The 22,970-nt window shown below is 61.1% G+C and carries 25 protein-coding genes; 8 read left to right on the top strand and 17 right to left on the bottom strand.

All coding sequences use genetic code 11. The annotated features are described in order from the left end of the window. Nucleotides 1–58: 58 nt before the first annotated feature. A complete protein-coding gene (locus NSQ78_RS09745) occupies nucleotides 59–1,117 on the top strand; it encodes a hypothetical protein (RefSeq protein WP_149901917.1) in 1,059 nt (352 codons plus the stop codon). After that, nucleotides 1,114–2,427, top strand: coding sequence for a hypothetical protein (locus NSQ78_RS09750; RefSeq protein WP_149901918.1), 1,314 nt, complete (start codon nucleotides 1,114–1,116; stop codon nucleotides 2,425–2,427). Before NSQ78_RS09745 ends, NSQ78_RS09750 begins: the two co-directional genes overlap by 4 nt. 596 nt (nucleotides 2,428–3,023) lie before the next feature. Here the strand turns inward: NSQ78_RS09750 and NSQ78_RS09755 are convergent. From NSQ78_RS09755 to NSQ78_RS09770, 4 genes are all read right to left on the bottom strand, one after another. After that, nucleotides 3,024–5,243 (bottom strand): S8 family serine peptidase, encoded by a 2,220-nt coding sequence (locus tag NSQ78_RS09755; protein ID WP_223224819.1) that lies wholly within the window; start codon nucleotides 5,241–5,243, stop codon nucleotides 3,024–3,026. Nucleotides 5,244–5,268: 25 nt separating this feature from the next. Beyond that, nucleotides 5,269–6,369 (bottom strand): AAA family ATPase, encoded by a 1,101-nt coding sequence (locus NSQ78_RS09760; RefSeq protein ID WP_198422402.1) that lies wholly within the window; start codon nucleotides 6,367–6,369, stop codon nucleotides 5,269–5,271. A gap of 405 nt (nucleotides 6,370–6,774) precedes the next feature. Beyond that, nucleotides 6,775–7,131 (bottom strand): hypothetical protein, encoded by a 357-nt coding sequence (locus tag NSQ78_RS09765; RefSeq protein WP_065185244.1) that lies wholly within the window; start codon nucleotides 7,129–7,131, stop codon nucleotides 6,775–6,777. Nucleotides 7,132–7,680: 549 nt separating this feature from the next. Continuing rightward, nucleotides 7,681–8,598 carry a LysR family transcriptional regulator gene (locus NSQ78_RS09770; protein WP_149901920.1) on the bottom strand — a complete coding sequence of 306 codons (918 nt, stop codon included), beginning with the start codon at nucleotides 8,596–8,598 and terminating at the stop codon, nucleotides 7,681–7,683. Nucleotides 8,599–8,694: 96 nt separating this feature from the next. On the opposite strand from NSQ78_RS09770, the gene NSQ78_RS09775 reads away from it, so the two are divergent. Next, on the top strand, nucleotides 8,695–9,534 hold the full coding sequence (locus NSQ78_RS09775) for a type 1 glutamine amidotransferase domain-containing protein (RefSeq protein WP_149901921.1): 840 nt from the start codon (nucleotides 8,695–8,697) through the stop codon (nucleotides 9,532–9,534). Nucleotides 9,535–9,616: 82 nt separating this feature from the next. On the opposite strand, the gene NSQ78_RS09780 is transcribed toward NSQ78_RS09775, so the two are convergent. After that, nucleotides 9,617–10,192: a hypothetical protein gene (locus NSQ78_RS09780; RefSeq protein ID WP_088497279.1), complete on the bottom strand. Its 576-nt coding sequence runs from the start codon at nucleotides 10,190–10,192 to the stop codon at nucleotides 9,617–9,619. Between the two features lie 688 nt (nucleotides 10,193–10,880). Here NSQ78_RS09780 and NSQ78_RS09785 point away from each other — a divergent pair. Continuing rightward, on the top strand, nucleotides 10,881–11,615 hold the full coding sequence (locus NSQ78_RS09785) for a hypothetical protein (protein WP_188238392.1): 735 nt from the start codon (nucleotides 10,881–10,883) through the stop codon (nucleotides 11,613–11,615). 70 nt (nucleotides 11,616–11,685) lie between these two features. Here the strand turns inward: NSQ78_RS09785 and NSQ78_RS09790 are convergent, their stop codons facing one another. Together NSQ78_RS09790 and NSQ78_RS09795 are read right to left on the bottom strand one after the other, a co-directional pair. Continuing rightward, a complete protein-coding gene (locus NSQ78_RS09790) occupies nucleotides 11,686–13,569 on the bottom strand; it encodes a DUF2075 domain-containing protein (protein ID WP_149901922.1) in 1,884 nt (627 codons plus the stop codon). Continuing rightward, complete coding sequence (locus tag NSQ78_RS09795; protein ID WP_057494069.1) at nucleotides 13,566–13,940, bottom strand: nucleotide pyrophosphohydrolase; 375 nt, start codon at nucleotides 13,938–13,940, stop codon at nucleotides 13,566–13,568. Before NSQ78_RS09795 ends, NSQ78_RS09790 begins: the two co-directional genes overlap by 4 nt. Nucleotides 13,941–14,135: 195 nt before the next feature. Between NSQ78_RS09795 and NSQ78_RS09800 the strand changes: the two genes are divergently transcribed. Beyond that, complete coding sequence (locus NSQ78_RS09800) at nucleotides 14,136–14,918, top strand: 3-hydroxybutyrate dehydrogenase (RefSeq protein WP_149901923.1); 783 nt, start codon at nucleotides 14,136–14,138, stop codon at nucleotides 14,916–14,918. Here the strand turns inward: NSQ78_RS09800 and NSQ78_RS09805 are convergent. The 8 genes from NSQ78_RS09805 to NSQ78_RS09840 all read right to left on the bottom strand — a co-directional run bounded on the left by NSQ78_RS09805 (nucleotide 14,915) and on the right by NSQ78_RS09840 (nucleotide 19,447). Then, nucleotides 14,915–15,679: a hypothetical protein gene (locus NSQ78_RS09805; RefSeq protein WP_149901924.1), complete on the bottom strand. Its 765-nt coding sequence runs from the start codon at nucleotides 15,677–15,679 to the stop codon at nucleotides 14,915–14,917. The two genes, NSQ78_RS09800 and NSQ78_RS09805, sit on opposite strands and share 4 nt — an antisense overlap. Before the next feature lie 97 nt (nucleotides 15,680–15,776). Beyond that, the gene (locus NSQ78_RS09810; protein ID WP_149901925.1) at nucleotides 15,777–16,154 is read right to left on the bottom strand and encodes a DUF4180 domain-containing protein; all 378 of its coding nucleotides are present in this window, start codon (nucleotides 16,152–16,154) and stop codon (nucleotides 15,777–15,779) included. After that, nucleotides 16,147–17,013 carry an alpha/beta fold hydrolase gene (locus NSQ78_RS09815; protein WP_339208507.1) on the bottom strand — a complete coding sequence of 289 codons (867 nt, stop codon included), beginning with the start codon at nucleotides 17,011–17,013 and terminating at the stop codon, nucleotides 16,147–16,149. The genes NSQ78_RS09810 and NSQ78_RS09815 overlap by 8 nt, the downstream gene beginning before the upstream one ends. Next, nucleotides 17,010–17,429: a helix-turn-helix domain-containing protein gene (locus NSQ78_RS09820; RefSeq protein WP_149901926.1), complete on the bottom strand. Its 420-nt coding sequence runs from the start codon at nucleotides 17,427–17,429 to the stop codon at nucleotides 17,010–17,012. Before NSQ78_RS09820 ends, NSQ78_RS09815 begins: the two co-directional genes overlap by 4 nt. A 134-nt stretch (nucleotides 17,430–17,563) precedes the next feature. Continuing rightward, nucleotides 17,564–18,022, bottom strand: a complete 459-nt coding sequence (locus NSQ78_RS09825) for an SRPBCC family protein (RefSeq protein ID WP_149901927.1) — start codon at nucleotides 18,020–18,022, stop codon at nucleotides 17,564–17,566. 2 nt (nucleotides 18,023–18,024) lie between these two features. Continuing rightward, on the bottom strand, nucleotides 18,025–18,339 hold the full coding sequence (locus NSQ78_RS09830; protein ID WP_149901928.1) for a metalloregulator ArsR/SmtB family transcription factor: 315 nt from the start codon (nucleotides 18,337–18,339) through the stop codon (nucleotides 18,025–18,027). 11 nt (nucleotides 18,340–18,350) lie between these two features. Continuing rightward, a complete protein-coding gene (locus NSQ78_RS09835) occupies nucleotides 18,351–18,806 on the bottom strand; it encodes an SRPBCC domain-containing protein (RefSeq protein WP_149901929.1) in 456 nt (151 codons plus the stop codon). 185 nt (nucleotides 18,807–18,991) lie between these two features. Continuing rightward, nucleotides 18,992–19,447: a MarR family winged helix-turn-helix transcriptional regulator gene (locus NSQ78_RS09840; RefSeq protein ID WP_188238389.1), complete on the bottom strand. Its 456-nt coding sequence runs from the start codon at nucleotides 19,445–19,447 to the stop codon at nucleotides 18,992–18,994. A gap of 80 nt (nucleotides 19,448–19,527) precedes the next feature. Here NSQ78_RS09840 and NSQ78_RS09845 point away from each other — a divergent pair, with 80 nt between their 5' ends. The 3 genes from NSQ78_RS09845 to NSQ78_RS09855 all read left to right on the top strand — a co-directional run bounded on the left by NSQ78_RS09845 (nucleotide 19,528) and on the right by NSQ78_RS09855 (nucleotide 21,926). After that, a complete protein-coding gene (locus tag NSQ78_RS09845) occupies nucleotides 19,528–20,526 on the top strand; it encodes an NAD(P)/FAD-dependent oxidoreductase (protein ID WP_198422403.1) in 999 nt (332 codons plus the stop codon). Nucleotides 20,527–20,746: 220 nt separating this feature from the next. Then, the gene (locus tag NSQ78_RS09850; protein ID WP_149901931.1) at nucleotides 20,747–21,334 is read left to right on the top strand and encodes a TetR/AcrR family transcriptional regulator; all 588 of its coding nucleotides are present in this window, start codon (nucleotides 20,747–20,749) and stop codon (nucleotides 21,332–21,334) included. A gap of 91 nt (nucleotides 21,335–21,425) precedes the next feature. Next, entirely contained in the window at nucleotides 21,426–21,926 is a 501-nt protein-coding gene (locus tag NSQ78_RS09855) for a hypothetical protein (RefSeq protein ID WP_058982594.1), read from the top strand. An 11-nt stretch (nucleotides 21,927–21,937) separates the two neighbouring features. On the opposite strand, the gene NSQ78_RS09860 is transcribed toward NSQ78_RS09855, so the two are convergent. Beyond that, nucleotides 21,938–22,405: a chemotaxis protein CheW gene (locus tag NSQ78_RS09860; protein ID WP_149901932.1), complete on the bottom strand. Its 468-nt coding sequence runs from the start codon at nucleotides 22,403–22,405 to the stop codon at nucleotides 21,938–21,940. A 107-nt stretch (nucleotides 22,406–22,512) separates the two neighbouring features. Continuing rightward, entirely contained in the window at nucleotides 22,513–22,947 is a 435-nt protein-coding gene (locus NSQ78_RS09865; RefSeq protein WP_049471242.1) for a BLUF domain-containing protein, read from the bottom strand. Between the last annotated feature and the right edge of the window lie 23 nt (nucleotides 22,948–22,970).

The following is a 22,970-nucleotide window of genomic DNA, read 5'->3' on the forward strand; positions in this document are numbered from 1 at the left end:
TGTTCTTGATAGATCCTTCATTGTTGGATTAATTCTTGTTGCATGGATGTGACTGCTGATGCCTATCGAAAAAAGTATTTCCTTCAGATCTAGTCTTAATTCGAACATTTCGGATTTGACGGAGCGTGTTGGCTGGAACTGCGCGAGAACATCATCACTGATGGCGGGTCTTGTATCACAGTTGGCAGCCTATACCGAGGAGGGGGTTGTAATGACTCCTTCTGTTTTTGTCTGCAACTCGATTTCAGTGCTGATCAAGCTGGCTGGCGTGGGAGAGTCAATTCCGCTGTCTGGTACGATTCCAATTGAATCAGCTGGTCCCAAGATACTGAAGGCCGCAGCCCCTCTTTGCTCCGGTAATTGGAGGATATATATCGAGAGGTGTGATGATGGTAGGAATTGTCGCTTTGGTGTGTTTTGCGGATTAAGCGATCCATCATCTTTAACGGTCGATGAGATTGTTTTGGATGAATATGATGAAAATTTTCCTGTCGTTAGGATTGTTCAAAGTTCAACCAATAAGGTTCAGGTCAGGACGAGCGCTGGAGATGTAATTGAGTTTAGATTCAATAATGACCAGGACATTGATGAGCTGAAGGCTAACGAGCATTTGAAGTCGCTATCCTCGGCCATTGCAGAGAAGTGTGAATGGGCTGATGGGGCGTTTGTTGGGTTTGTTGAGAGGATCTTGACGTCGGCAGTTAGGGATAGCCACGGAACACTTATTGCAGTTGTGGCGGCCGAAGCGAATCCTTTGCCGTTGAGTCTTTCCGATGTTGTGGCTATCACGCCGGCGTTTCAGTTGTTTGATAGATTCAAGCAGCATCTGGAAGGTGGGAAGAGCGCATCGACTGTAAGTACGCTTCAAGCAGCGTCGGAGCTTGTGTCCGGATTTATTTCAAGCGATGGGATCACGGTTTTCGATGATGCGGGAGCCATTCGGGGCTATCGCGCTTTCGTTCGGAGTGATGCGGGAACAACGCCGGCTGCGGGTGGCGCAAGGACCCGCGCATATGAAGCGATGAAAGCGGCGGTGGGTAAGGATCTGCGTGCAGCATTCTTCCGCTCGCAGGATGGCAGAACGGACTTTGTTAAATCGGTGGGGCCAGTGCAATGAACGCAATCGTAGTTTGGAAGGAACCCCAGACAAATCTGGTTCCCAAATCGGCTGATAGTGTAAATGCTATAGCTCAGGTTGCGACGAATTTGAGTTCTCGCGATCAGAAGCAAATCGTCAGTGCATTTCAGTCTGAATCGTTTGAGATGATGGCCGGATTTGTATTGAACAAGGCGCTGTCCCAGCTCAAGCGCTCGCTTGCCTCATTGGGAATGACCTTTGTTGGTGAAATGCTGGGGCGTGCTGATATTTCTGAAGAATCAGTACCGACTGTTTCAATCTCGGATTATGAGGCCATCACGCTTGCCAGAGAGCTGGGTGTTGTTAACTCAACAGATGCAATGCGGCTAACGCAGCACCTCGAACTACTGGCCCATTTTGATGGTCTCAATAGTGATGATGCTGAGACTGAGGAAATGTCTCGAGATGAGGCATTGTCATTTCTTCGGACCTGCATAAATGCTGTGCTGGGCCGGGGGGATAATGTTGCTCCCGTGGAATTTGTTGCTTTTAGGTCTGCGCTTGAAGAGAGGACCTTTAAGGACTCTGATCCTGAACTACAAGCGCTCGCTGTGTCCCCATATTTCTTCAAGAAGACGACGCTCAGTATTCTAATCGCTGCGGCGAAGACTAAGGCGGGAGCGCAATTTGAGCACACTCTTGGGAATATTGTTGTAATTGTTCCAATTCTCTGGAAGGGTTTTAGGGATGCGGAGAGGTACTCGCTCGGCCAAGCGTACGCAGAAGCGGTGAGTTCTGGATCAAGCGCGGTCGTTCTAGCTTTGAAGAAGGCTCTTTCGGCGGTCCAGGGGTTCGACTTCGTTCCGGAATCCCTACGTTCGCAAAGCTTTGCAGCGGCTGCGGCCAACGTGATCTCTGTTCATACGGCTATGAACAATTTCTACAATGAACCCTCTGCAATTCAGGTGCTCGCCAGGTTGGGTACTACAATTCCGTGGCCTGCGTTCCCCATTTGTATGTCAGCTATCTTGGCCGTTAAGTTGGGGAACAGCTATGGTGTATCTCACGCCGCAATTTCAACGGCAGACCAGTTGCTGGCGCGATTGACCAAGAATCAGTGGGAGTACTATGTTAATGAATGTCTGCCCGCAGATAATTTGGTACTGCAGAAGTTGGCTTGGTATGATCGGCCTCGTTCAAATTGGATTGGTCTCTTTAGTGAGTACGAACTACCCACTGAGGCTTCGAAGGAGAAGAATGTTTCCAAATTGCTGCAAGCTTCCAGAAAGGGAAACGAGAGCGGGGTTGCTGCTGCAGCAAGAGTGGCGCTGAATGCCATCGGTGAGTAAATGTGAATGTTAATTGAGAGGTGAGGAGGGCCCATTCGGGACCTTCCTCACCCGCTTGGCCTCCAGTTTCGTGTTTTTCAATGTGGCGATCGTTGAAGCGCGTCTCGCCGTTCTGCATCACTGCGGCTGGCGAGCGACAGATCGACCGAACTCCGCCGGAAATCGCGAGCTAGCTTGACGGTGATAGGCGTGATGTGGAAAACGCCCTGCGGGCCCAATCTATGGACGTAATCGCGCAGTCCGAGCGAGAACTCAAGGGCGTGAAGTATGCCTGTGGTGAGACAGCCTGGGAGGTCCGCTCGCGGTAAGGGCCGGACCTCCTGCTGGGAATGGGGACTGTTTCCCTAGGTCCTGCGGGGCATATTAGGTAATGACGAAAGCGATTCCAGGCGTCATCTGTGCTCCGGTATTAACCAAATGTCCTAGGTATAAATTGATAGGAATTTACACTTCTGTCTAATGGTGAAACAAGGGCGCGAGGGCGTCGAGAGGCGCCCTTCTTTGTGCTGTTTGGAATGTTTTTTTGTACGCCTTTGTGCAGCCCTATTTCGTCTTTAGATGGATTTTGGCCCTTAGCTTTGCCGAGAATTGACAAGCTAAAGTTCAATATCGATTTCAATATCCGTCACTGCGCTCTCCACATAGTTCCCTAGACTGGTGGCCACAGAGTCGTAAATTGACCCGGATCCGGTGGATGAGGTTGTGAGTGTCGGTGCAAATGCGACATCGCTTGGTAGCTCCTCTGCGAGGCCAGCGTGATCAAATTGATAGAGATCTCTTTCAAAAACGCGAGCGCAGACGCGTAGGGTGCTTCCAGAGAAAGTGATTCCGCGCTTTATCTCCTTCGAATGGTGCCGTACTGGGTTCCATTTGGCGTAATCCCTCCTGGCTTCATTCTCTGGTGCAGTGGCTTCCCGCATCGTTCCAGCAAGATTGCCCGCTTTTCCATCTGCCTTGGTGTACTGAAGCGCCACCTGAAGCCGATTTGCAAAATAGTTTGCAGAGCCAAGCTCTGAAGTTCGCGGCGAAAGAATCGCAGTGAGCGCGACCTTCCCTTTAAGCTTGCCGTCCACAATCAACTGCGGTGGAATTGGTATGTCTTCCCAGTAATACCACTGCCTCGCAAGGAGCTTTGCTGTCCAGAGAAGAGTCACGCTACCTTCCGGGCACTTCCAAGGCACTTCATTTATCACGCAAGGTGAGCCCCAGCCTAGTCGTTCGTCATACCCTTCCAGATCGGAGGTATTCAAAAGCAAGGCGCGTACCAAGTCTGGGGTTGCATTCCGCAAATTGTGAAATGTATGTGCGGCGACACTGGATACAAGGGCTGCAGCAAAACTGCTTCCTGTCTGCGTGCTACCACCCAATGCACGAAGCGTGGAGAACCAAGAAATCTCCGGCTTCTTAAGTCCTTCGGGTCCGGGGCCGCCCAGGCATGTCGGACAGTGTTCCCCTGGCGTGTCTCCTGCTGCGATCCTTCCCCCCACGGTCAATGCTGCTTCACAATCGGCTGGTGGGCATGTTCGCATTGTGGAACAATGGTCGGTATTCCCAACCGAAACGATCGGGAGAATTCCAAACCTACGTGAAATCTTGTGCAGCTCATGCCCCAGTGAGCTCATTTCATGTGGTGCATCGGGCTCAATAGGTTGGTTAAACGAGAGGTTCCAAACTTTTGTGCTGCCGCTATGCCGCTCCACTGTTGCTTTCAGATAGCTTTCAAACTCCGCACAAGTCGCACTTCCTTGATTGACATTGGCGATGGCTTGGGCGATCCCCACTCTGCAGACAAGCTCTGGAAGTTTGAGGTGTGTGTTCCACGAGCTTCCATGCACTACCAGCGACGTCACCGTATTTCCATGGGCTCTGTTTGCGGCAACATCAGATACCAATGACGGCGCTCTCCACGCAACCATTTGTTCGTAGCTCCGTGCGAACAGCCCCCCGTCCACGATTCCAACGATCGGATGCCATTGTTCATCTGGGACGGGGCGCTCTGGATCTGGAGCTGCCCTCGTCTGGGTCGAAGTTATTGGCCTCACTGGGTCTATTCGAAAAACCGCTCCGGAGGAGAGTAGGGCGGAAAGGCCGGACTGATCCCGTACCGCGATATGAATTCTGACGAACGGGTTCTGACGGTATTCGCGGGTGCCGCGCGCGATACTGCGAGAGCTGGGAGCATCTTGGAGTTGAAGCTGATCGGCATCCGAACCGGCTTCTCGAGTAATCGAGACTAGATCAATAACAGAGCTGACATGCTCCGCATTTGCCAGTTTTTCGATGCTTGCTGAGACACTTGCTCTTGCCTCTGAGCTAGCAAAGGGGGCTAGCCAGATATCGAATAACCTGCCTTCGCTCACCTCGGTGGCAAGCTGCCAGGTCCGCTCAATCCCCCTGCCTCCTAAAATATCTTCATCGGTGATAGGAAGAAGGGAGCTTATTCTTGAAACGGAGATTCTGACCTCGCGGCGCGAACTTGACGATATTTTATCTCGCAAGCTGGATATCGCAGAGGTGCCAAGCTCGGCAACGTAGCCGCCCCGGAAAGGTGCAACCAGTGGCGCGCCGAAGTTTGTGTGGAAAAGCGCCTCAGGCTCCCAAGAAGGAGCAAAAGAGTCATCGAACATTCGAATGGCGACAAGGCGGCGCCCTGCATGAACGTCTGAAGATCGGGAATCAAGCTCTCCCAGCTGTTCGGACAATATCCTCCTCTGACTTTCCAAGCGCGCCACAACAACGGCTTCTTCGGGCGCTTCGCGGCCAGTGACACTCGCTCGCCTCGGATCACGCTTTAGGTTGAGCACAGGGTTGAGCACGGGGCGAGCATCTTGTGGCACTTGATTATCCCTTCAGGTAGGCCGATACAGATTGTCTGGAAACCTTCAAGAATCGGGCAACTTCCGATTGGGCAGCGCCAAAATCTTGCACTAGAATTCGAGCAATGCTTCGCCTCAGATCCACTTCTTTTGTGGTCGTTGGGCGATTCGAACTTCCTTGCCGAGTAACCTGGATTGCAAGGTCTAAGAAGTCTACACTTTCCTTCCTGATTGTGGCTCTTCTTCTTGCGGCCAATGCTAGGCGTTGAATATCTGCCCCGGTGGCGCCTTCCGAAAGTGCTGCCAAAATTTTGGCGTCTTCCGATAGTTCTGAGCTGTCACCCAGGAAGTAGATCCAAAGTGCTTGGCGCAAGTCACTTTCAGGCATCCCAAGGTGGATGTGATATGAAAAACGGCGCCATATGGCGGGGTCAAGCATTTGCGGGTGATTTGTGGCGGCGAGAAGGACAGTCCTGTCCTCCAAAGAGTCAATTCCTTGGATCACGGTATTGACAACTCGCTTCAATTCGCCGAGCTCATTTCTGTCGTCGCGCACTTTTGCAATAGCGTCCAGTTCATCCAAGAAGAGGACGGCATCTTTCCCTGCGACAAAGTCAAAGATGGCGCGAACATTCTTTGCTGTATCTCCAAGCATGGACGATATCAGTGAGTCCAGCCGAGCAACATAGAGCTTCTTTCCCATTCGGGCCGCAATATGGCCTGCGAGAAGGGTTTTTCCTGTGCCTGGCGGGCCGCTGAGCATCAGCGAAAGCTTGGAAGCAATGCCATTCTTCTCCAGTAAATCGTGGTGAGTCGCGTCATCTATGAACGACTGAAATATGTCCCTCGCATCTTCGGGAAGCATGCAGGGGGCTGCTGGGCAGGGAAGTTCCTCAACTAACGGAAGCCGTGACTTCCCATCGACAGGCAGCGCTTCAGTGAAGCCTGCTGCTTGAAGTGGTACTCCCTTTCTTCCGATGGCTAGACGAACTCGCCTAGCAGCTTCAGCGTGTTCATCGGCCATCGCTGCGGCTAAGCGCTGACCAATTCGCCGTAGCTTGGTGTAGTCGGCGCCCATTGCTGCTTCGGCAAATTGAGCCACATCGTCAGCAAAGTTCGTGGTCATGGTGGCGTCTGGTAGTTGATGCATATGTACTGCTATATCTCGCTGTTGTCAATGACAAATTGGCCAATGTCAACCGAATGGCCTGTCTTGTCAGTCTAGCTTTTGTTGTTGTCAATGTGTTGGGCTCTGCGCCATATTTGACCCTGCTATGAGCGCGGCCCTAGAAGTGAGATAGCTAGTGCATCGCATTGATTGGCCTCGCGACGCGCAGCTCGTCGTTTTGTTAAAATTACGTAAAACGCAGGCCCGGCGGAGCTGAGCTCGATCAGCTCCTTAGATAGCCCAAGACCTAACAGTGGCGACTTGCGCGCTCACGGACTGAGACTCAGTAGTCGTGCAGTCGACATGCGCGGGCAGCGGATTCACTTCTTAGCCGTTCTGCCTGGGCCGGCGCGTGGTAAAAAATCACTCCGGCCTGACCTCCCGACAAGCCCACTCAGCCAGTCCCCGGCAAGCCAGAAACAACCCATCGACAACTCCCTCATCCAAATGCCGCTCCGGCTCCGCTGCCACCCGGCAGCGGTCCGCTGCGTGCAGCACCTCCAGCACCGTCAGCAACCCCACCAAAGCGCGCTCGGTTCTCGCCAGGCTCACGCGGCGGCCGGGTGACACATCGGTTTCCGGCCAAGGGTGCCCATCAGCGCCCTCGCAGCCGCGCATGCGCTTGAGGATGCCGAGCAGGGAGTTCAGGTCGGGCAGGGGAGTGTCGTCGTTGATGGGCTCAACAACGGTATACGAAGAGAAGGTGTCGGATTCGTTCATGGCGTCGGCTTCCGTGGCTGTGCTTAACAGCGCCACCGTGAAGAGGTGGCGGACGATGCGTGGCTGCAAACCGGGACGAAGCAACGAATGACCGGTGGGTCCGAAGACCCCCACGCACCGCCCGCCAGATAGGCCGACGGATTGCCCGCCGGCACCGGTTAAGGACGGTGCCGACGGGCAAGCGTAAACAACAGTCGTTGCTCATCGCGGGTTTGCAGACCCGGAGCCACCCGTTGTCGGTGGCACGTCATGGTGTTTACGCAGCCGCTTCGAATGCCAATAGAAATTCGCGAAGGAATCGCTGAATCCGAGAGCGAAGAACTATTGTTGCATGCACCATTCGTGCAGCACGCGACGCCAGCAGACGCATTCGTGCCGCTGCTCTGCTGATGGCGAATAAAAGTGGCGTAATCGCCCATGCCACAAGCGAATAGCGCGACAGCCTGCTTTGCAACAGTTCTTAGTCCGCCTCTCCAAGCAACGGCGCGCGATCAGCCGCATAGCCCGAAAAGCGGTTCAAATCCGACATCGCTAACAAGCCCCCCGGCTTCAACCAACGCCAGCTTCAGCCGCATTCCCCACCAGCAACTCGATCATCGCCCGCGCCGCCGCCGACTGCCGCCGATGCGGCGCATAGATCACCGAGAACGGCCGCGATCTCCCCCGCAGCTGCGGCAGCACTTCCACCAGCTGCCCACGCTGCAACCGCTCGCGCACGATGAACTCATAGCTCTGGCAGATGCCGATGCCCTGTTCGGCCAGCGACACCACGCCCAGCACATCGTCGGAGGTCTCGATGGACGAACGCGGCAGCCAGTCCACGTCGCGCCCGTCGTCGCGGAAGATCCACGGCGCCAACCGCCCGGTACGCGGCATCACGAAGGGCAGGCACAGGTGCTGCTGCAGGTCGTCCAGCGTCTGCGGCGTGCCGCGGCGTTGCAGGTACTCCGGCGCGGCCACCAGCAGCAGTGCGGCGTCTTCCAGCTTTCGCCCCACCAGTCCGCTGTCCGGCAGCTGGCCCAGGCGGATGGCCAGGTCGAAGCCTTCGGCCACTAGATCCACATTGCGGTTGGTGATGTTCAGTTCCACCTGCACCTGCGGGTACTGCTGCGCAAAGCGCGCCAGCACGGGCGGCAGCCGGTAGTGGCCATAGGTGGTGGGCACGCTCAGGCGCACGCGGCCGGCCAGTGCACCGTCCTGGGCCAGCACGTCGCGCTCGGCGTCGTCCAGCAGGCCGAAGGCGGTGCGCACCTGTTCCAGATAGAGCCGCCCGGCGTCGGTCAGTCCCACGCGGCGGGTGGTCCGCTGCAGCAGCTGCCGGCACAGCCGCGCTTCCAGCCGGGTGACCGCGCGGCTGAGCACCGAGGGCGTGGTGGACAGCGCCACCGCGCCAGCCGTGAATGAGCCGTGCTCGACCACCGCAAGGAACACCTCCACATCGCCCAGGTAGTCGAACTTGCGGCTCATTTGGCTCTCCGGGGAACAGATGTTTTGCGATAGGGCCAATTTATCGCCGCTGCGGCGATGAATAAAGTGGCCGCCATTCCCCGATAGGAGTTCCCCATGAACCTGATGACCCGGCTGGCCGCTGCGCTGGCTCTGACCCTGGCCGCCACCGGCGCGCATGCGGCCAACGTGCTGGTGGTGCTGTCCGACGAAAACCACCTGGACCTGAAGGACGGCAAGGTGCTGTCCACCGGCTTCTATCTCAACGAGCTGATGCAGCCGGTCAAGCTGCTGCTGGACGCGGGCCACGAGGTGACCTTCGCCACGCCGCACGGGCGGGCGCCAACGGTGGACGCGTCCTCGGTGACGCCGGCGTACTTCGGCAACGATGCCGCGCAGCTGACGCTGCACAAGGACCTGCTCGAGAAACTGGCGCTGACCTCGCCGACCGCCTCGCCGGTGGTCAGCCTGGCGCGTGTCGAGCAGCAGGGCTACGCGCGCTTCGATGCGGTCTACATTCCCGGCGGCCACGCGCCGATGCAGGACCTACTGAAGAGCCCGGCGCTGGGTCGGTTGCTGGCCGACTTCCACCAGCGCAACAAGACCACGGCGCTGGTCTGCCATGGGCCGATCGCGCTGCTGTCCACGTTGCCGGATGCGGGTGGTTTTGTGGCGAAGCTGGAAGCGGGTGCGATGCCGGCCGTGCCGAAGTGGATCTACAGCGGCTACCAGATGACGGTGATCAGCAACCAGGAAGAAGAGCAGGCCAAACCGCTACTGGGTGGCGGTGAGATGAAGTTCTACCCGCAAAGCGCGTTGCAGCGGGCGGGTGCGAGGTTCAGCAGCAACACCACGCCGTGGACCGGGCATGTGGTGGTGGATCGCGAGCTGATTACCGGGCAGAACCCGGCTTCTGCGCTGGAGGTGGGGCAGCGGTTGGTGGAGCGTTTGAAGTAGAGCAGGGCCTGCACCGCAGGCTGCCAGCCTCGTGGGCCGAGGGGCCAGCGCCTCGGCCTGTCTGTGGGCGGCAGAGAGGGAATCAGCCCTTCGCGAGCGCTATTCCTGACAGATCTTCAATCTGGGAAAGGGCGTGACGCGTCGCGGCCCAATCGCCGGCGTGCCTGATCGCCACGCCTCCCGCCGCTGTCCAGGCATCGCAGTTCGCTTCGAAATCGTCGATCAGAACATCGCCCGGCTGGTGCATGAAGAGGGGCTTGTGCCTCCCGCCGAGTACCGGCAACACCAGGCAGGTTGCTGACAGGTGTTCGCGAACCCACTGTCGCTTCTGCATCGCAGCGAGTGGATAGTTTGATTTCGGGCAGGCCGTGAGAATCACCGGGTTCAAGTGGTGGATGCTGTGGAAGAACTCTACTGCGCCGTGCATCGGCGGAAGGTCGCGGAAAAACGACGGGTGGTTGTTGATGTGCGTCCACATTTCATCGTCGGCAAGCACGCGATGGTCCAGGCCAAACAGGGCGGGGAATGCCGCGTCGAAGTCGGCCATTACGCCATCAAGATCTACGTAGATTGTGCGTCGGGATGCACTCGATCCACCTATGTGCTGGTTGGCGAGCGGGTCCATCACTGGCATGGTCTTCACATCATCAGCGTTCATTAACGCGTTCTCCTCTCAAGAGTGGGCTTTCATCTTCATCCGTTCCCCAGGAGCGGGGCAAAGTGTTTGGCGATTGCGACAAACATGGCAGCAATTGCGATGCCGCCGGCGTCGGTCCGGGGCGAAAGGGTGATGGCCTGCAACCCCCGCCAATGCGGAACGCCAGAGCGCCTTCTGAGTCCATCAGGCGCAGCTGCAGCGGGGCGGTGTACCGCGCCGTAACAACACAATATGGGCACCACCAACCAGAATTGAAACTGAGATGGGCATCGCCTCACGGCAGATGCCGTAATCGGCACGCTTGAAATGCGGTATACATCGCGGCGATTCTTCAAAGGCATGCCGAGTGGCTGCTCTGGCCGTTGGCCAAGAGGCATGCCCCCAGCAACTGGCTCATTTCGCCAACCAACAAGTAATCTGGCGCGCTGGTGATTGGATAATCCCAAAGCGCTACGGAAAGGCCGAACGGGGATATGCCTGTGGCGCTCGTTCCAGGCTGATCCAGGAACGTCACTGAACATGGATGTCCAGGCGCACTCAATATATCACGCTGACCAGCGCCAGCGGCTTGAACCCGCTCGATCTCCAGCCGTTTGATTGGGCAGGGCAAGGCCGGCATGGCACCATGATGGGCTGGCCTCGTCCTTCCGGGCGGGGCCGTTTTTCCAGGGAAGCCCACCAACACGACATGCGAACGTCCATCCTCTTCACCTTCTCCGCCCTGTGCCTTGGCCTGCTGTCTGGCTGTGCCAGTGGCCCGGAGGAGCACGCTTCTACCCGCGAGATCACTAGCGCGTTCGTCGCCGACGACGACCAGCTGTACCTGCTGCCGCGCTATGACGAGCCGATGCGCTTCAATGCCGCGCCGTTTCGCGATTACCGGGCGCTGATGGACAGCCCGCTGCGCGAGGCGGTGGCCTGCGCGCAGATGTACTTCCATGAGGATTGGCGCGACCCGGCCAACAAGGCCAAGGTGCACGGCAGCTATGCGCTGCTGCTGCGGCCGGAGCAGGTGACGGCGGAGCAGGCCGCGCAGTTCAAGCTGGAGCGGATTGAGGTCCCCTCGCGTGAGGCCAAGGCCGTGGAGGAGCGAGCGCGCTACTACCTGCCGATGGACCGGACCCGTTACGCGCTGGCGTTTGACCGGGCCTGCAATCTTTCCAAGAAGGGCGGCAGCTATTACAGCGCGCTGTTCGAGGGCGACGGTGAGCGGGTGCAGTTGCCGGATGCTGCGGCGCTGGCAGAGAAGGGGAAGCTGGTACAGCCGATCAATGCGCGGGCGCAGCGGATCTTGCAGGAGAGGGAGGACAAGCCGGGTGTCAGTTCGGCGGCCGGCAAAGTGCTGGGCGCCGCCTTGGTGCCGGTAGCGGTTCCGGTGTTTGTGTTGAGCCTGCCGTTCCTGGGGCCGGATCACTGGAAGTGACGGGGTGCTGAAGCCAGGGCATCCACGCGCGGCGTGGATCCACCGCTGGCCAGCTATCAGGTGGAGGCGCTCAGGCCTCCATCTCTACAGCCTGTTCACCCGCTGCCACGCGCTGCAGTCGGGCCTTGAAGTAGGCGGCAACCTGCGGGTCGGTCGCGTATACGTAGCAGCCCTTCATCCCTCGGGTCATCAAGGTGCGGTAGGTGTTCTTGATGATGGTGTCCGCAAGCTCGGCGGCGTGTGCGGGATGAGCCTTTGACAGTTTCACGAATCCCTTCATGGTCTTGTCGTGCCGGTCCCGCGCGCGAGGCACGGTCTTGAGCGCGCCGTCTTCCATGACCAGGTCTGGCCCGATGATCACCCCGATGTAGTCGACTTCCAGCCCCTGGCAGGTATGGATGCAGCCTACCTGGTCAACCGAATCTGGCGAGATGATCCAGAGGCTTCCGTCGTCGTTGAGGTTCCATTGCCGCCGGTAGTTGCCGATGACAATGTCCATCTCCTTGCTGTTCTTCTTGCTGTTCCACGGCCAGCAATAGCCAGCCACTACGCGGGCGCGGTTACCGGTGTTCCTGGCTTCGATGGCGGCATGCAGCGCGGACGGATCATCGAAGATCTGGAAGTCGTAGCTGTTCTCGTCCAGCGTTGTGTTTGCGGTAGGCCTGATCTGCAGCACGTCATCCAGCCATGCGAGATAGCCGTCGGAGCCTGCACACCGGAACTGCGAGGATAGGACGTACTCCTCCACCGTTGCGCCACGGGTGATGGCGAAGTCTCGAATCGCTTCTTTGGTGCCGACATCCTTCAGCGTGACGCGCTGGTCCTCGTCAATGAAGAACACGCTGCACAGTGCGGCGTTGATCAATTCCTGAATCTGGTGCGTACCGAGGTTGCCGTAGAACCCGCTCTTCTCGGTAAGCCGGTGTGCCTCATCCACGACCAACACGTCGTACGCGTTCTGCGCCGATTCGGTGAACGAACCGGAGCCGCCGAAAAGATGCACCAGATGGGCGTTCTCGGGCTTCTGGATGAGCGTGTTGCTGTACACGGCGCGGGGCGCGGCATTCTTGGAGATGTACTTGACGGTCAACCCATCGCGGAGCGCCGCGAGCAGGTTCACCGCGACAATCGACTTGCCCGTGCCTGGGCCACCTTCAACGATGACGACACGGGGCTTTCCGCTGGCGTGCGCTTGGGCACACGCAGCCTTGGCGGCTTCAAATACCTGCTTCTGCTCATCGAGCAGCGCAAAGGCACTATTTCCCCTCAGCAGCCTGTGTACATCGTCGGCGAGCGCTTTGGACGGGCGGATTCGGCCATTCTCCAGCTCGGCAAGCACAGACGCGCCATCGCCCTTGCAGGTGTACTGACTGATGAAGCCACGCAGCCTTTCCAGATCCCCGCTGCTCTTCAGGAAGAGTGGGGCACGTTCGATGTAAGCCCGGTAGTGCGGCGAGTCGATGACACCGTCCGGCACATAGTTATGCAGGTAGGCGCAGGGATGGAGCCGGAGCTTTCCATCATGGACCGCTTCGTTGAAACCTTCGAGAAACGCAGCGTAGGACCACGCCTGATAGCTGGGGTGGACGAGGGGCTGCCCTTCACGAAGCTCTACGATGGCATCGCGCTTGGTCGACTTGATGGCAGACCACTGCTTGAGCTCGACGATGATGACATGGGGCGACCCGTCCTCGGCGCGACCGGTCAAGACGACGTCGATGCGCTTCTTTGACTGGGGAAGAATGAACTCCACTGCCACGCCAACGTCGTCGGGAACGGAGTGGTGGGTGAGCGCGCGCGCGACGTACCGAAGCGACTCGCGCCAGGAACGTATCTCGGACTCGCCTACGTCGCCCTTTGTCGCCGCCTTGAAACTGGCGCGGATGACCTCCTCAATCTCTTCATCGTTGCATTGACGAAGGAAGGACGCCTTGTCAGCCTGATAGACGATCATGGCTGCGACAGCTTGTTGTACTTGGTGCTGACACCTCGCGAGAGGTCCACCGGGTACTTGGCGGCATTCATAACCAGCTTGCTGCTGACGGCTTCATTCAGGTCGATCCCGAGTACGTCCGACAGCCGGATGAGGTACAGCGCTACGTCGGCGATTTCATCGCGTACGGCGTTGGCGGTGGCTTCAGAGGACGCTGCCTTGAAGGAGTCGGCCTCCGTCATCCACTGGAAAATCTCGTTCAGCTCTCCAACTTCACCAGAGAGGGCCATGACAAGATTCTTGGGGGAGTGGAACTGTGCCCAATCACGGGCTTCGGCGAACTCCCTGAGCGCCTGGGCAGCGCCGCGAACCTCGACGAGAGGGTGTTCCATGGCATGGCCTTATACGACAGAATTGGGCCAATTCTACCCATGCCGTTGGGGCGTAAGCGACATTTCGCCCCGTGACATCTGGCGGGTAGTGAGGGCGTAGAAGAGCCCTAGTCGGCGAAGCCTGCATTCGAAGGCCATTAGTCGGGGCCACGACAGCGGCTACACTCACCGCCTACCCCCGATGGAAGCTCACCCATGTTCAGTGGAAAGGTCGCGGTGGTCACCGGCTCCACCAGCGGTATCGGTCTTGGCATTGCCACCGCGCTGGCCCGGCAGGGCGCGGACATCGTGCTGAACGGCTTCGGCGATGCGGCGGAAATCGAACGCATTCGTTCCCGGTTGGAAACCGAGTTCGGCGTGCGCGTGGCGCATGACGGCGCCGATCTTTCCCGTGGCGAGGCAGTGCGCGAGATGATTGAGCATGCCGTCGCGACGATGGGCCGCATCGACATCCTGGTGAACAACGCCGGCATCCAGCACACCGCGTCGATCGAGGAATTTCCCGTCGAAAAGTGGGATGCGATCCTCGCGCTGAATCTCTCGGCCGTATTCCATGCCACGGCGGCGGCCTTGCCGCACATGAAGCAGCAGGGCGCCGGCCGCATCATCAACATCGCGTCGGTGCACGGGCTGGTGGGCTCGGTGAACAAGTCGGCCTACGTGGCGGCCAAGCATGGCGTGGTGGGCTTCACCAAGGTAACCGCGCTGGAGAATGCGGGGACCGGCATTACCGCCAATGCGATCTGCCCGGGCTGGGTGCGGACGGCGCTGGTCGAGCAGCAGATCACGGCGTTGGCCGAGCGCGAGGGCACGGATCAGGAGACCGCCGCGCGTGCGCTGTTGGCTGAAAAGCAGCCGTCGTTGCAGTTCGTGACTCCTGAGCAGCTGGGACAAATGGTGGTGTTCCTGGCCTCGGACGCGGCGGCGCAGATTACCGGCACGGCGCTGCCGGTGGATGGGGGCTGGACGGCGCGCTAGCTGGCTGGCTGTGCTTTACGCTGCAGCATGGGCAATGCCACCAGCGTGGCGAGAATGGTGAACAACACCAGCGACGAGCCGACCGTGCCGAAGCCCAGGCCGCCCTTTTCCAGCGGCTTGGTGAGCAGGTCGCCGAAGGTGGCGCCGAACGGACGGGTGAGCACGAAGGCGATCCAGAACAGGATGACCCGGTTGATGCCCTTGATGCGGCTGGCCAGTGCGGTGAACGCGATGAGGCTGCCGATCAGCAGCGCGCCGCCGGTGAAGCCCAGCCCGGAATCGTCGGCCAGGAAATCACCCAGCGCGGTGCCGAGCGTGTTGGAGAACAGCACGGCGGTCCAGTAGAAGCCTTCGGCGCGGCGCGATGCGATGTTGCTGACCGAGATCGACTTTTCCGATACCCGCCAGGCCAGCAGCACCAGCGCCAGGCAGCCGGCCAGCAGGCTGGCGCCGGTGGCGTAGCCCAGGCCGAGCGTGCGGTCGAGCAGGTCGGACATCGTCGTGCCGGCGGTGCTGGTGGCCAGCACCACCGACCAGAACAGCACCGGGTGGAAGCGCCGCGCCGACAGTTGCATGCCCAGCAGGCCGGCAAAGATCGCCAGCAGGATCGCCGAGCTGGCCACATAGCCCAGGTTGAGCGTCATCGACAGCAGGTCGCCGGCGGTCTCGCCGAGCGTGGTGGCGGCAATCTTCATCACCCAGAAGCCAAGGGTGACCGCCGCCACCTTGCTGTGTAGGGAATCGGTGTCTGAAGCACTCATCGAACGTCGCCTGGGGAGCCTGCCGGTGATGCTGTGGCGGGCGCCGTCGGAGTGCAGTCGGAACCGGGTTCGGTGAGGGTGAGCGTGGGGCTGGCGTTCAGCCCGCGCTGGCGGGGGCCGAAAGGCGAACCAGCAGGCCATCCCAATCGGCCACGAAGCAGCCATCGCGACCACGGTTGCACTCGGTGATCCACGCGTCCAGCGATTCACTCTGTGCGCGGTAGGCGCTGACATCGCCCAGGACGGCGAAGTGCAGGCGGTAGTTCACCAGCATCTGCAGCCACTGCCCGGCCATGCCGGAGCGCAGCTCGAAGAAGTCCGGAGAGAGGCGTTGCACCGGCACGGCGATCCACTCGGCCTGATGCCCGAGGGCATCGCCGACCAGATCGCGCAGGCCGTTGGCATCGAGTGTCGGGCCCTGCGGCTCGATGCGCAGGAGACGGATGGTGCCGATGTTCTCAATGGAATCATTCATGCCGGAGGCTCTGCAGGCGACGCAGCCGGGCGAGGATGTCTTCGCGCAGGCCGGGGATGTAGTGGTAGGCGTCTGCCAGCAGGGTGACGTCCGCCGTCGGGACGAGCCGTTTCATGCGTTCGGCGGCGGCAGGGGTATCGATGAGGGCATCACGCGCGCCCATGACAAGGGCTGCCGGTGGATGCAACGTAGCCAAGCGCTCGTCGCTGATACGGGGAATGCGCAGCGGACGTGGCCGGACCTCGGCACGGATCAATGCCAGCAGGTCGAGCAGCGGCTGCGCACGTGCAGGTGCACGCAGTGGCGCGGGGCCCATGACCGCACGGCGCAGGCGCTCACGCCCCCATCGGCCAAGCAGCAACAGTGGGAGCGCCTTGAGCAGGAATGCACGCTGGCGCCCGATACCCGAGGGCCTGACCAGGACCAGTGCGTTGACCCGGGCAGGCCTTCGCAACGCGTAGTCCATTGCCAGGAAACCGCCGAACGACAGGCCCACGAATGCAGCGCTTTCCACGCCGAGTGCGTCGAGGACATCATCCAGCCATTGCGCATGCGCATCGCTGTCCAGCGCAGGTTGCGTGCCTTCGCTGAGACCCGGTTCGCCAATGATGTCGACGGCATGCACGCGGTAGTACTCGCTCCAACGTGCGGCATCGAACATCCAGCTGGCGGCATTGCTGAGGGTGCCATGCAGCAGCACCAGGGCAGGGCCGTGTTCGGGGCCGCAGCTGACCACAAATGTCGAACCGGCGCGGGTGGCGAGATGGTGCGATTCGTGTGGTACCGGCCAGTCCGAAAGCACCTGGCGGTAGGCGGCAAGTACGCGCTGGGTGGGAATGCCGGGGCGCTGCCGCTTCATGCGCTGCGGTCCTGCAGCAGACGCTGCAGGCTGACCAGCAGTGCCGTGGAACCTGCCAGGCCACCGATCACGATCAGCTTGAGCACATCGTGCTCAGGCGAATAGATCGTCTCCATGCGCAGCGGCTCATCGTCGGCCGCGCGGCCGGTGACGCGCGCATGCAGGGCACGGACCAGGTCGGCGGCACGTGCCGCACCGCATCCGGGAATGTCGACCACCGTGGTCATCTGTGGGCGCGCAGCGGAGGGCTCACGCACGGTGCCGGTGAACATGTCGAGGTCTTCAGCGGTGATGCGATAGGACTTGCCGATGCGGGTCGCGCGCAGTTGGCCGCTACGGATATGCCGCAGGACGGTTTTGGGGTGCAGGCTGAGCTGCTGGGCAGCCTGTTCGACGGTTAGCAACGCGGGGGACATATCGGAACTCGAGAACCATGTGCTCCCTATTGTTCCATGAAATTCAATTTTTGGGAGTGATTGGGTATTGGACGGCGGCGGCGACCGGGGGCCGTCTGCCCGGTGCCGCTCGCGCGGGCCAACCATCCCGACGGCTACGCTGGCTTCGCAAACACATCCAAGCCTTTGCCCGTCTCCAGCAGCGACTTCAGGCTGGACAGCACGATCGGCCAGCCCTGGCGGATGCCGGTATCCATGCCGCTACCCGGTTCCAGCTCCTCATGGGTCACCGTCAGCCGCACCATGTCCTGGTAAGGCACGATGTCGAAGGTGACCCGGCTGTAGGCATCCGGGTTGTCGGCCTGAGAGGCGGCGGCCCAGGTGATGACCAGCCGCGAGGGTGGGGTGCTTTCCACCACCTCGCCGACCAGCTCGACCGAGCGCGCTTCGTTGGCGCGCACGTGCTGCCAGCGCGAGCCGGGCTTCCAGTCCGAGACGTTCTCATGCCCCCAGTAGCGACTGGCGATCTCGGGGCGGGTGATGGCCTCGAACACCTTCTGTGGCGTGGAGGCGATATAGATCACGTGGATGAAGCGGGTAGTCTCTGCGGACATCGTCACTCTCCTTCCAGTTCGCGTTTCAGGTCATGCAGCAGGCTCAGGCGCTGCTGCTCGAACTTGCTTACCCAGCGCTCGTAGACTTCATGCAGCGGCACCGGATTGATGAAGTGCAGCTTTTCGCGGCCACGGCGCACGGTGCTGATCAGGTTGGCGTCTTCCAACAGGCCCAGGTGCTGGGTGACCGATTGCCGGGCCATGTCCAGGTGTTCGCACAGCTGGCCCAGCGTCTGGCCGTTGTCCTCGCAGAGCAGGTCGAGCAGCGTCCTGCGCGTAGGGTCGGCCAAGGCCTTGAACACCTTGTCTGCATTCATGCGGGATGTCTTCAGTTCCAGTTGTCGATCCTGATGTCGTGCGGGTTGGGCTGGCCCTTGCCGGTTTCCAGCAGCGCCTTGAGGCTCATCAGGAACACCGCCCACTTGGTGCTGCAGTGGGAGGTGAACTCCACGCGTTCCTTCCAGCCTTCGTGGGTGAACAGCACGATGCCGTAGTCGCCCTCCTGCTTCAGTGCGAAACGCGCATGCGTGCCGATCCATTCGGCGGGGCCGGCGAGGAACTTCCAGAGCACCAGCTCGCCGGGAATGAGCTGTTCCAGCTGCATTTCCATGGCGCCGATTTCCTGGCCGTTGTTGGTGAAACGGACCTTGACCGTGCCGCCGGTCTCACGGTCGCCGTGGGTGTCTTCAGCCCACCAGGCCGCCACGCCTTCGGGGGTGGCCAGGGCCTGGTACACCTGGCTTGCGGGGGCTTTGATGCCGACCCGGTGTGCGATATCCACCATTGCAGGTTCCTCGCGTGGGCAGGCAGGTGCCGCCCTTGGGATGGACTATATGCAGGTAAATGCCTGCATGTCAAATCCAGCCCATGGAGTTGCGACCGTGGCAGGGCCGGCCGCTGGCCGGCATGCCAGTGGCGTTGGGTGACTGCAGTTGCCGGCCAGCGGCCGGCACTACCGGGGGCGATGCTTCAGTTCTCGCCGTCCTGCAGGGCGGCATGCAGTTTGTCCGTGATGCGCTGCAGGGCGGCCAGATCATCGGCGGCGAGATGGTCGAGAAAATACTGGCGGACGCCGGCGACGTGCACCGGCCGTGCCGCGCGCAGCTGTGCGTGACCTTCTGCGGTCATGCGGATCAGGACGACGTTGTCGCTGTCGGTGTCGCGCTCGATCAGCCCGCGGCCGGCCATGCGGGTCAGCTGGTGCGAGAGGCGCGTCTTGTCCCATTCCAGGTAGTCCAGCAGTTCGCGCTGGCGGCGGCAGCGATCCTTGGCCTGGCTCAACTCCATCAGCACGATGAAGTCCGCTTTGGATAGGCCTGTGCTGCGGGTGATGTCCTGGACGATGCGGCCGGAGGTGATCTCGGCCATGCGCCGGAAGCCGCGCCAGGCGGCCCATTCGTCGGGGGTGATGCGGGGAGAGCTCATGGCCCCACGTTGCCGCGACAGGGTTGACATGTCAACAGCTCAAGTCTACGGTTGACGTGTCAACTAATCTGGATCGCGCCATGCAACCCCCTTCCCGCATCGCCATCATCGGCGCAGGCCCCGCTGGCCTGACCGCTGCGCTGATCCTGCATCGCGGCGGCCACCGCGTGCGCGTGTACGAGGGCGAAGCGTCCGGGCAGCAGCGCACGCAGGGCGGCACACTGGATCTGCACGACGATTCCGGCCAGGTGGCGCTGCAGCGCGCGGGCCTGCTGGAGGCTTTCCGCGCAGTGGCGCGCCACGAGGGGCAGGAGGCGCGAACGGGCGACCCGTGGTCCGGGGTGATCACCACCGGTGGGTTCGGGCCGGAAGGGAGCAAGGACAAGCCAGAGATCGACCGTGGCGATCTGCGCCAACTGCTGATGGATGCGCTGCCGGCGGACGCGGTGCAGTGGGGCCACCGCCTGACCGAGCTCGTCCCTGCACAGGCGGGCGGCCACCGCCTGCGCTTCGCCAACGGCGTGGAGCACGAGGCGGACATCGTGATCGGTGCCGATGGCGCGTGGTCGAAAGTGCGCGCGGCGTTGAGTGCGTGCGAGCCGCTGCCAACCGGCATTACCTTCTTCGAGGGTTGGATCGAGCGGCCAGCAGCCGACATCTCAGCGATGGTCGGGCAGGGCAGCCTGTTCTGCTTTGGCGGCGAGGAGGCCCTGTTCGTGCAACGCAACAGCCGTGATCGGCTCTGCGTGTATGCGGCGCTGAAGCGCTCCTCCGAGTGGCTCGATGCACGGATCGCGCAGCACGGCATGCGGACGCTGGTGACAGGCAGCTATGCCGGGTGGGCCCCGAATCTTCGGCGCGTGCTGGAGGCCTGCACGGACTTCGTGCGGCGGCCGATCTACAGCCTGCCGGCGGATTTCCGCTGGACCCCGCGCGATGGCGTGACCCTGGTCGGCGATGCGGCGCATCTGATGCCGCCGGTGGGCGTGGGCGTGAACCTGGCAATGCTGGACGCGTCGGATGTGGCGATGGCGTTGTGTGCGCAGCCGGATGCGATCAGCGCCCTCCGTGAAGCGTAAGCGCTGGTCTGCGAACGCGCCCGCGCGCTGATGCCCGATGCGATCGAGGGGTTCCAGCGCTGGTTCATTACCGAAGGGGCTGCTGACGGCGGTTGCTGATCGCTTCACTGGCAGTCGGCCGGTTGCCGCAGTGCCCAGGTCGTGCGAATGCGGTGCCGGTCTTTCCGCGCGAACTCCCGGGGGCTTGACAGGCGAGTCTACCAACTAGTAGATTGAATGCATGAAGGAATCGCTCTCGCCCAAGGCCCAGGAAATCCTGGCCCACGCCCGTGCGCTGCTGGAGGCCGGTGGCTACAACGGCTTCAGCTACGCCGACGTGTCGGCGCGGGTGAACATCAGCAAGGCCAGCATCCATCACCACTTCCCCAGCAAGGCGGACTTGGTGCGCACGGTGGTCGAGCTGTACCGGGCCGAGGCGCGCGAGGGCCTGGCGCTGCTGGATCGCCAGCTCGACGACCCGCTGCAGGAACTCAACGCGTATGTGGAGTACTGGTCCAGCTGTATTGCAGGGGGGACGTCCTCGTTCTGCATCTGCGCGATGCTGGCAGCCGAGGCGCCGATGATTCCGCCGGAAATTGCCGAGGAAGTGCGTGGACATTTCGAGGACCTGAGTGGCTGGTTGGCCCTCACCCTGGAAAAGGGTGCGGCGCTTGGGCAACTGCGCCTGCAGGGGGCGGCGGCGGACGAGGCCAAGGCCTTCATGTCATCGGTGCATGGCGCGATGCTGGCCACGCGCGGTTTTGGTGACGCGGCGACCTTCGCTGCGCTGGCACGGCTGGCCATCGCGCGGGTGAGCGCGGCGACCTGAACGATGTGTGGTGGGCCTGCGGCGACGCGGGCCTTCTTTTTGAGTCCAATGTCTACCTACTAGTAGGTTCATACTGTTCCGGAGATATCCCATGTCGCACCCTCTGTCCACGCTCGGCGTGATCCATACCGCTGTCAGCCTGATCCCGGTGTTGAGCGGCCTGTATGCCTTCATCCGCCACCGCGCAATCGATCCCGCCACCCGCGCGGGCAAGCTGTACCTGGTGGGGCTGGTGCTGTCGGTGGCCACCTCGTTCACCGTCTCCAGCACCGGGGGGCTCAATCCGGGCCATGCGTTCGGGGTGGTCGTGCTGCTGGTGGCATTCGGCGGCGTGCTGGCCGCGCGGCTGCGCTGGCTGGGGCGCGCCGCGCGTTACCTGTCGACCTTCGCACTGTCGTTCAGCTTCCTGCTCTCGTTGGTGCCCGGCGTCAACGAAACGCTGACCCGCTTGCCGGCAGCGCATCCGATTGCAGCGGCGCCGATGGCCCCGGTGGTGCTGCACACCCTGCTGGCCTGCCTGGTGGTGTTCGTGATCGGCTTTGCCGCGCAGTGCTGGAGGCTGCGAAACCGTGCCTTGGCAGGACGATCCTGAGACGCCACCGGTCACCCCTGCGTGGCGAGTGCGGCCAGCAGTGCCACCGGTTCGATCAGTGCAGCCGAGCGCGCCGGGTCAAGTTGAATGTGCCCGCTGCAGAAGCCGAACGATTGGCCCGCGGCACGCTCGGGGACGCGTGTGGTCGCGTCGGGTGCCTCAATCTCCAGCACTTCATCCACGGCCAGCGCCAGGGGTGCGGTGCCGGCGTTGATCAACAGCATGGCCGGGCTGCCACCCCCGAATGCCGGTTGGCCGCTCATGCGGCGCAGGTCGACGACGGGTAACGGTTGCCCACGGACCTCCAGGGTCGCCCTGCCATGGAGGTCTGCAGGGCCGAATCTCTCCGGACCGCGAATTTCGACCGCCGCCTGGACGTCGATGGCGAACAGGACGGTGCCTGCACGCACGACGATGACCTCGAACAGGTCGGCAGGCGATGCGCGTGTTTCCGTTGCAGGGTGGGCGGGTACGGGCATGCGATGGGCGTGGCGAAGACGATGGGAAGGGGGATCTGGATGATGACGCCTGAACGCAGCGCGCGGCCGCGGCGGCGTGCGCGTGCAAGGCGACGGTTCAGTGTGTATCAGGCGTTTGCGGGTGGCGCGCCGACGCTGCCGACGCGTGGAAAATGCGGACGGAGCAGGCCGACGAGCTGGTCCATGCCCGGGATGGCGTGGCCGAACTCGTCCCAGCGCGCATTCACCAGGCCGGACACCACGATCTGCCCGGTCTCGATGTGGGTCATCGCCCAGTACGGAACGGCACGCGCGCTGATGGCCATGTCCAGTACCGGGGCGACGGCCGCGTGCGAACGGCTGTCCTGGATGCGGCGCCTGACCGCCGCCAGGCCGTCGGGCGGGCCTTCGATGTACTGGAAAAACCGCTGGCCGTCGACGATCAGCGCACCGGTAACGTCCACCCGGCGATTGAACGCGGCAGATTGCAAGACGATCTGGCGGAGGGCGTGATTGGACAGCCCAGCCGACATGCGGCTGGAGTAAGCAAATGCATGGAGCATGGAAGGGGCTTCTTGTGACGCAC

This window comes from Stenotrophomonas sp. FSL W7-1447, assembly GCF_037966425.1.
GTDB lineage: Bacteria > Pseudomonadota > Gammaproteobacteria > Xanthomonadales > Xanthomonadaceae > Stenotrophomonas > Stenotrophomonas pavanii.

Excerpts from the sequence above, each read along its gene's own strand:
- NSQ78_RS09745 (WP_149901917.1), top strand. The coding sequence starts at position 59 with ATGCCTATCGAAAAAAGTATTTCCTTCAGATCTAGTCTTAATTCGAAC.
- NSQ78_RS09750 (WP_149901918.1), top strand. The coding sequence starts at position 1,114 with ATGAACGCAATCGTAGTTTGGAAGGAACCCCAGACAAATCTGGTTCCC.
- NSQ78_RS09760 (WP_198422402.1), bottom strand. The coding sequence starts at position 6,369 with ATGACCACGAACTTTGCTGACGATGTGGCTCAATTTGCCGAAGCAGCA.
- NSQ78_RS09765 (WP_065185244.1), bottom strand. The coding sequence starts at position 7,131 with ATGAACGAATCCGACACCTTCTCTTCGTATACCGTTGTTGAGCCCATC.
- NSQ78_RS09770 (WP_149901920.1), bottom strand. The coding sequence starts at position 8,598 with ATGAGCCGCAAGTTCGACTACCTGGGCGATGTGGAGGTGTTCCTTGCG.
- NSQ78_RS09775 (WP_149901921.1), top strand. The coding sequence starts at position 8,695 with ATGAACCTGATGACCCGGCTGGCCGCTGCGCTGGCTCTGACCCTGGCC.
- NSQ78_RS09780 (WP_088497279.1), bottom strand. The coding sequence starts at position 10,192 with ATGAACGCTGATGATGTGAAGACCATGCCAGTGATGGACCCGCTCGCC.
- NSQ78_RS09785 (WP_188238392.1), top strand. The coding sequence starts at position 10,881 with ATGCGAACGTCCATCCTCTTCACCTTCTCCGCCCTGTGCCTTGGCCTG.
- NSQ78_RS09790 (WP_149901922.1), bottom strand. The coding sequence starts at position 13,569 with ATGATCGTCTATCAGGCTGACAAGGCGTCCTTCCTTCGTCAATGCAAC.
- NSQ78_RS09795 (WP_057494069.1), bottom strand. The coding sequence starts at position 13,940 with ATGGAACACCCTCTCGTCGAGGTTCGCGGCGCTGCCCAGGCGCTCAGG.
- NSQ78_RS09800 (WP_149901923.1), top strand. The coding sequence starts at position 14,136 with ATGTTCAGTGGAAAGGTCGCGGTGGTCACCGGCTCCACCAGCGGTATC.
- NSQ78_RS09805 (WP_149901924.1), bottom strand. The coding sequence starts at position 15,679 with ATGAGTGCTTCAGACACCGATTCCCTACACAGCAAGGTGGCGGCGGTC.
- NSQ78_RS09810 (WP_149901925.1), bottom strand. The coding sequence starts at position 16,154 with ATGAATGATTCCATTGAGAACATCGGCACCATCCGTCTCCTGCGCATC.
- NSQ78_RS09815 (WP_339208507.1), bottom strand. The coding sequence starts at position 17,013 with ATGAAGCGGCAGCGCCCCGGCATTCCCACCCAGCGCGTACTTGCCGCC.
- NSQ78_RS09820 (WP_149901926.1), bottom strand. The coding sequence starts at position 17,429 with ATGTCCCCCGCGTTGCTAACCGTCGAACAGGCTGCCCAGCAGCTCAGC.
- NSQ78_RS09825 (WP_149901927.1), bottom strand. The coding sequence starts at position 18,022 with ATGTCCGCAGAGACTACCCGCTTCATCCACGTGATCTATATCGCCTCC.
- NSQ78_RS09830 (WP_149901928.1), bottom strand. The coding sequence starts at position 18,339 with ATGAATGCAGACAAGGTGTTCAAGGCCTTGGCCGACCCTACGCGCAGG.
- NSQ78_RS09835 (WP_149901929.1), bottom strand. The coding sequence starts at position 18,806 with ATGGTGGATATCGCACACCGGGTCGGCATCAAAGCCCCCGCAAGCCAG.
- NSQ78_RS09840 (WP_188238389.1), bottom strand. The coding sequence starts at position 19,447 with ATGAGCTCTCCCCGCATCACCCCCGACGAATGGGCCGCCTGGCGCGGC.
- NSQ78_RS09845 (WP_198422403.1), top strand. The coding sequence starts at position 19,528 with ATGCAACCCCCTTCCCGCATCGCCATCATCGGCGCAGGCCCCGCTGGC.
- NSQ78_RS09850 (WP_149901931.1), top strand. The coding sequence starts at position 20,747 with ATGAAGGAATCGCTCTCGCCCAAGGCCCAGGAAATCCTGGCCCACGCC.
- NSQ78_RS09855 (WP_058982594.1), top strand. The coding sequence starts at position 21,426 with ATGTCGCACCCTCTGTCCACGCTCGGCGTGATCCATACCGCTGTCAGC.
- NSQ78_RS09860 (WP_149901932.1), bottom strand. The coding sequence starts at position 22,405 with ATGCCCGTACCCGCCCACCCTGCAACGGAAACACGCGCATCGCCTGCC.
- NSQ78_RS09865 (WP_049471242.1), bottom strand. The coding sequence starts at position 22,947 with ATGCTCCATGCATTTGCTTACTCCAGCCGCATGTCGGCTGGGCTGTCC.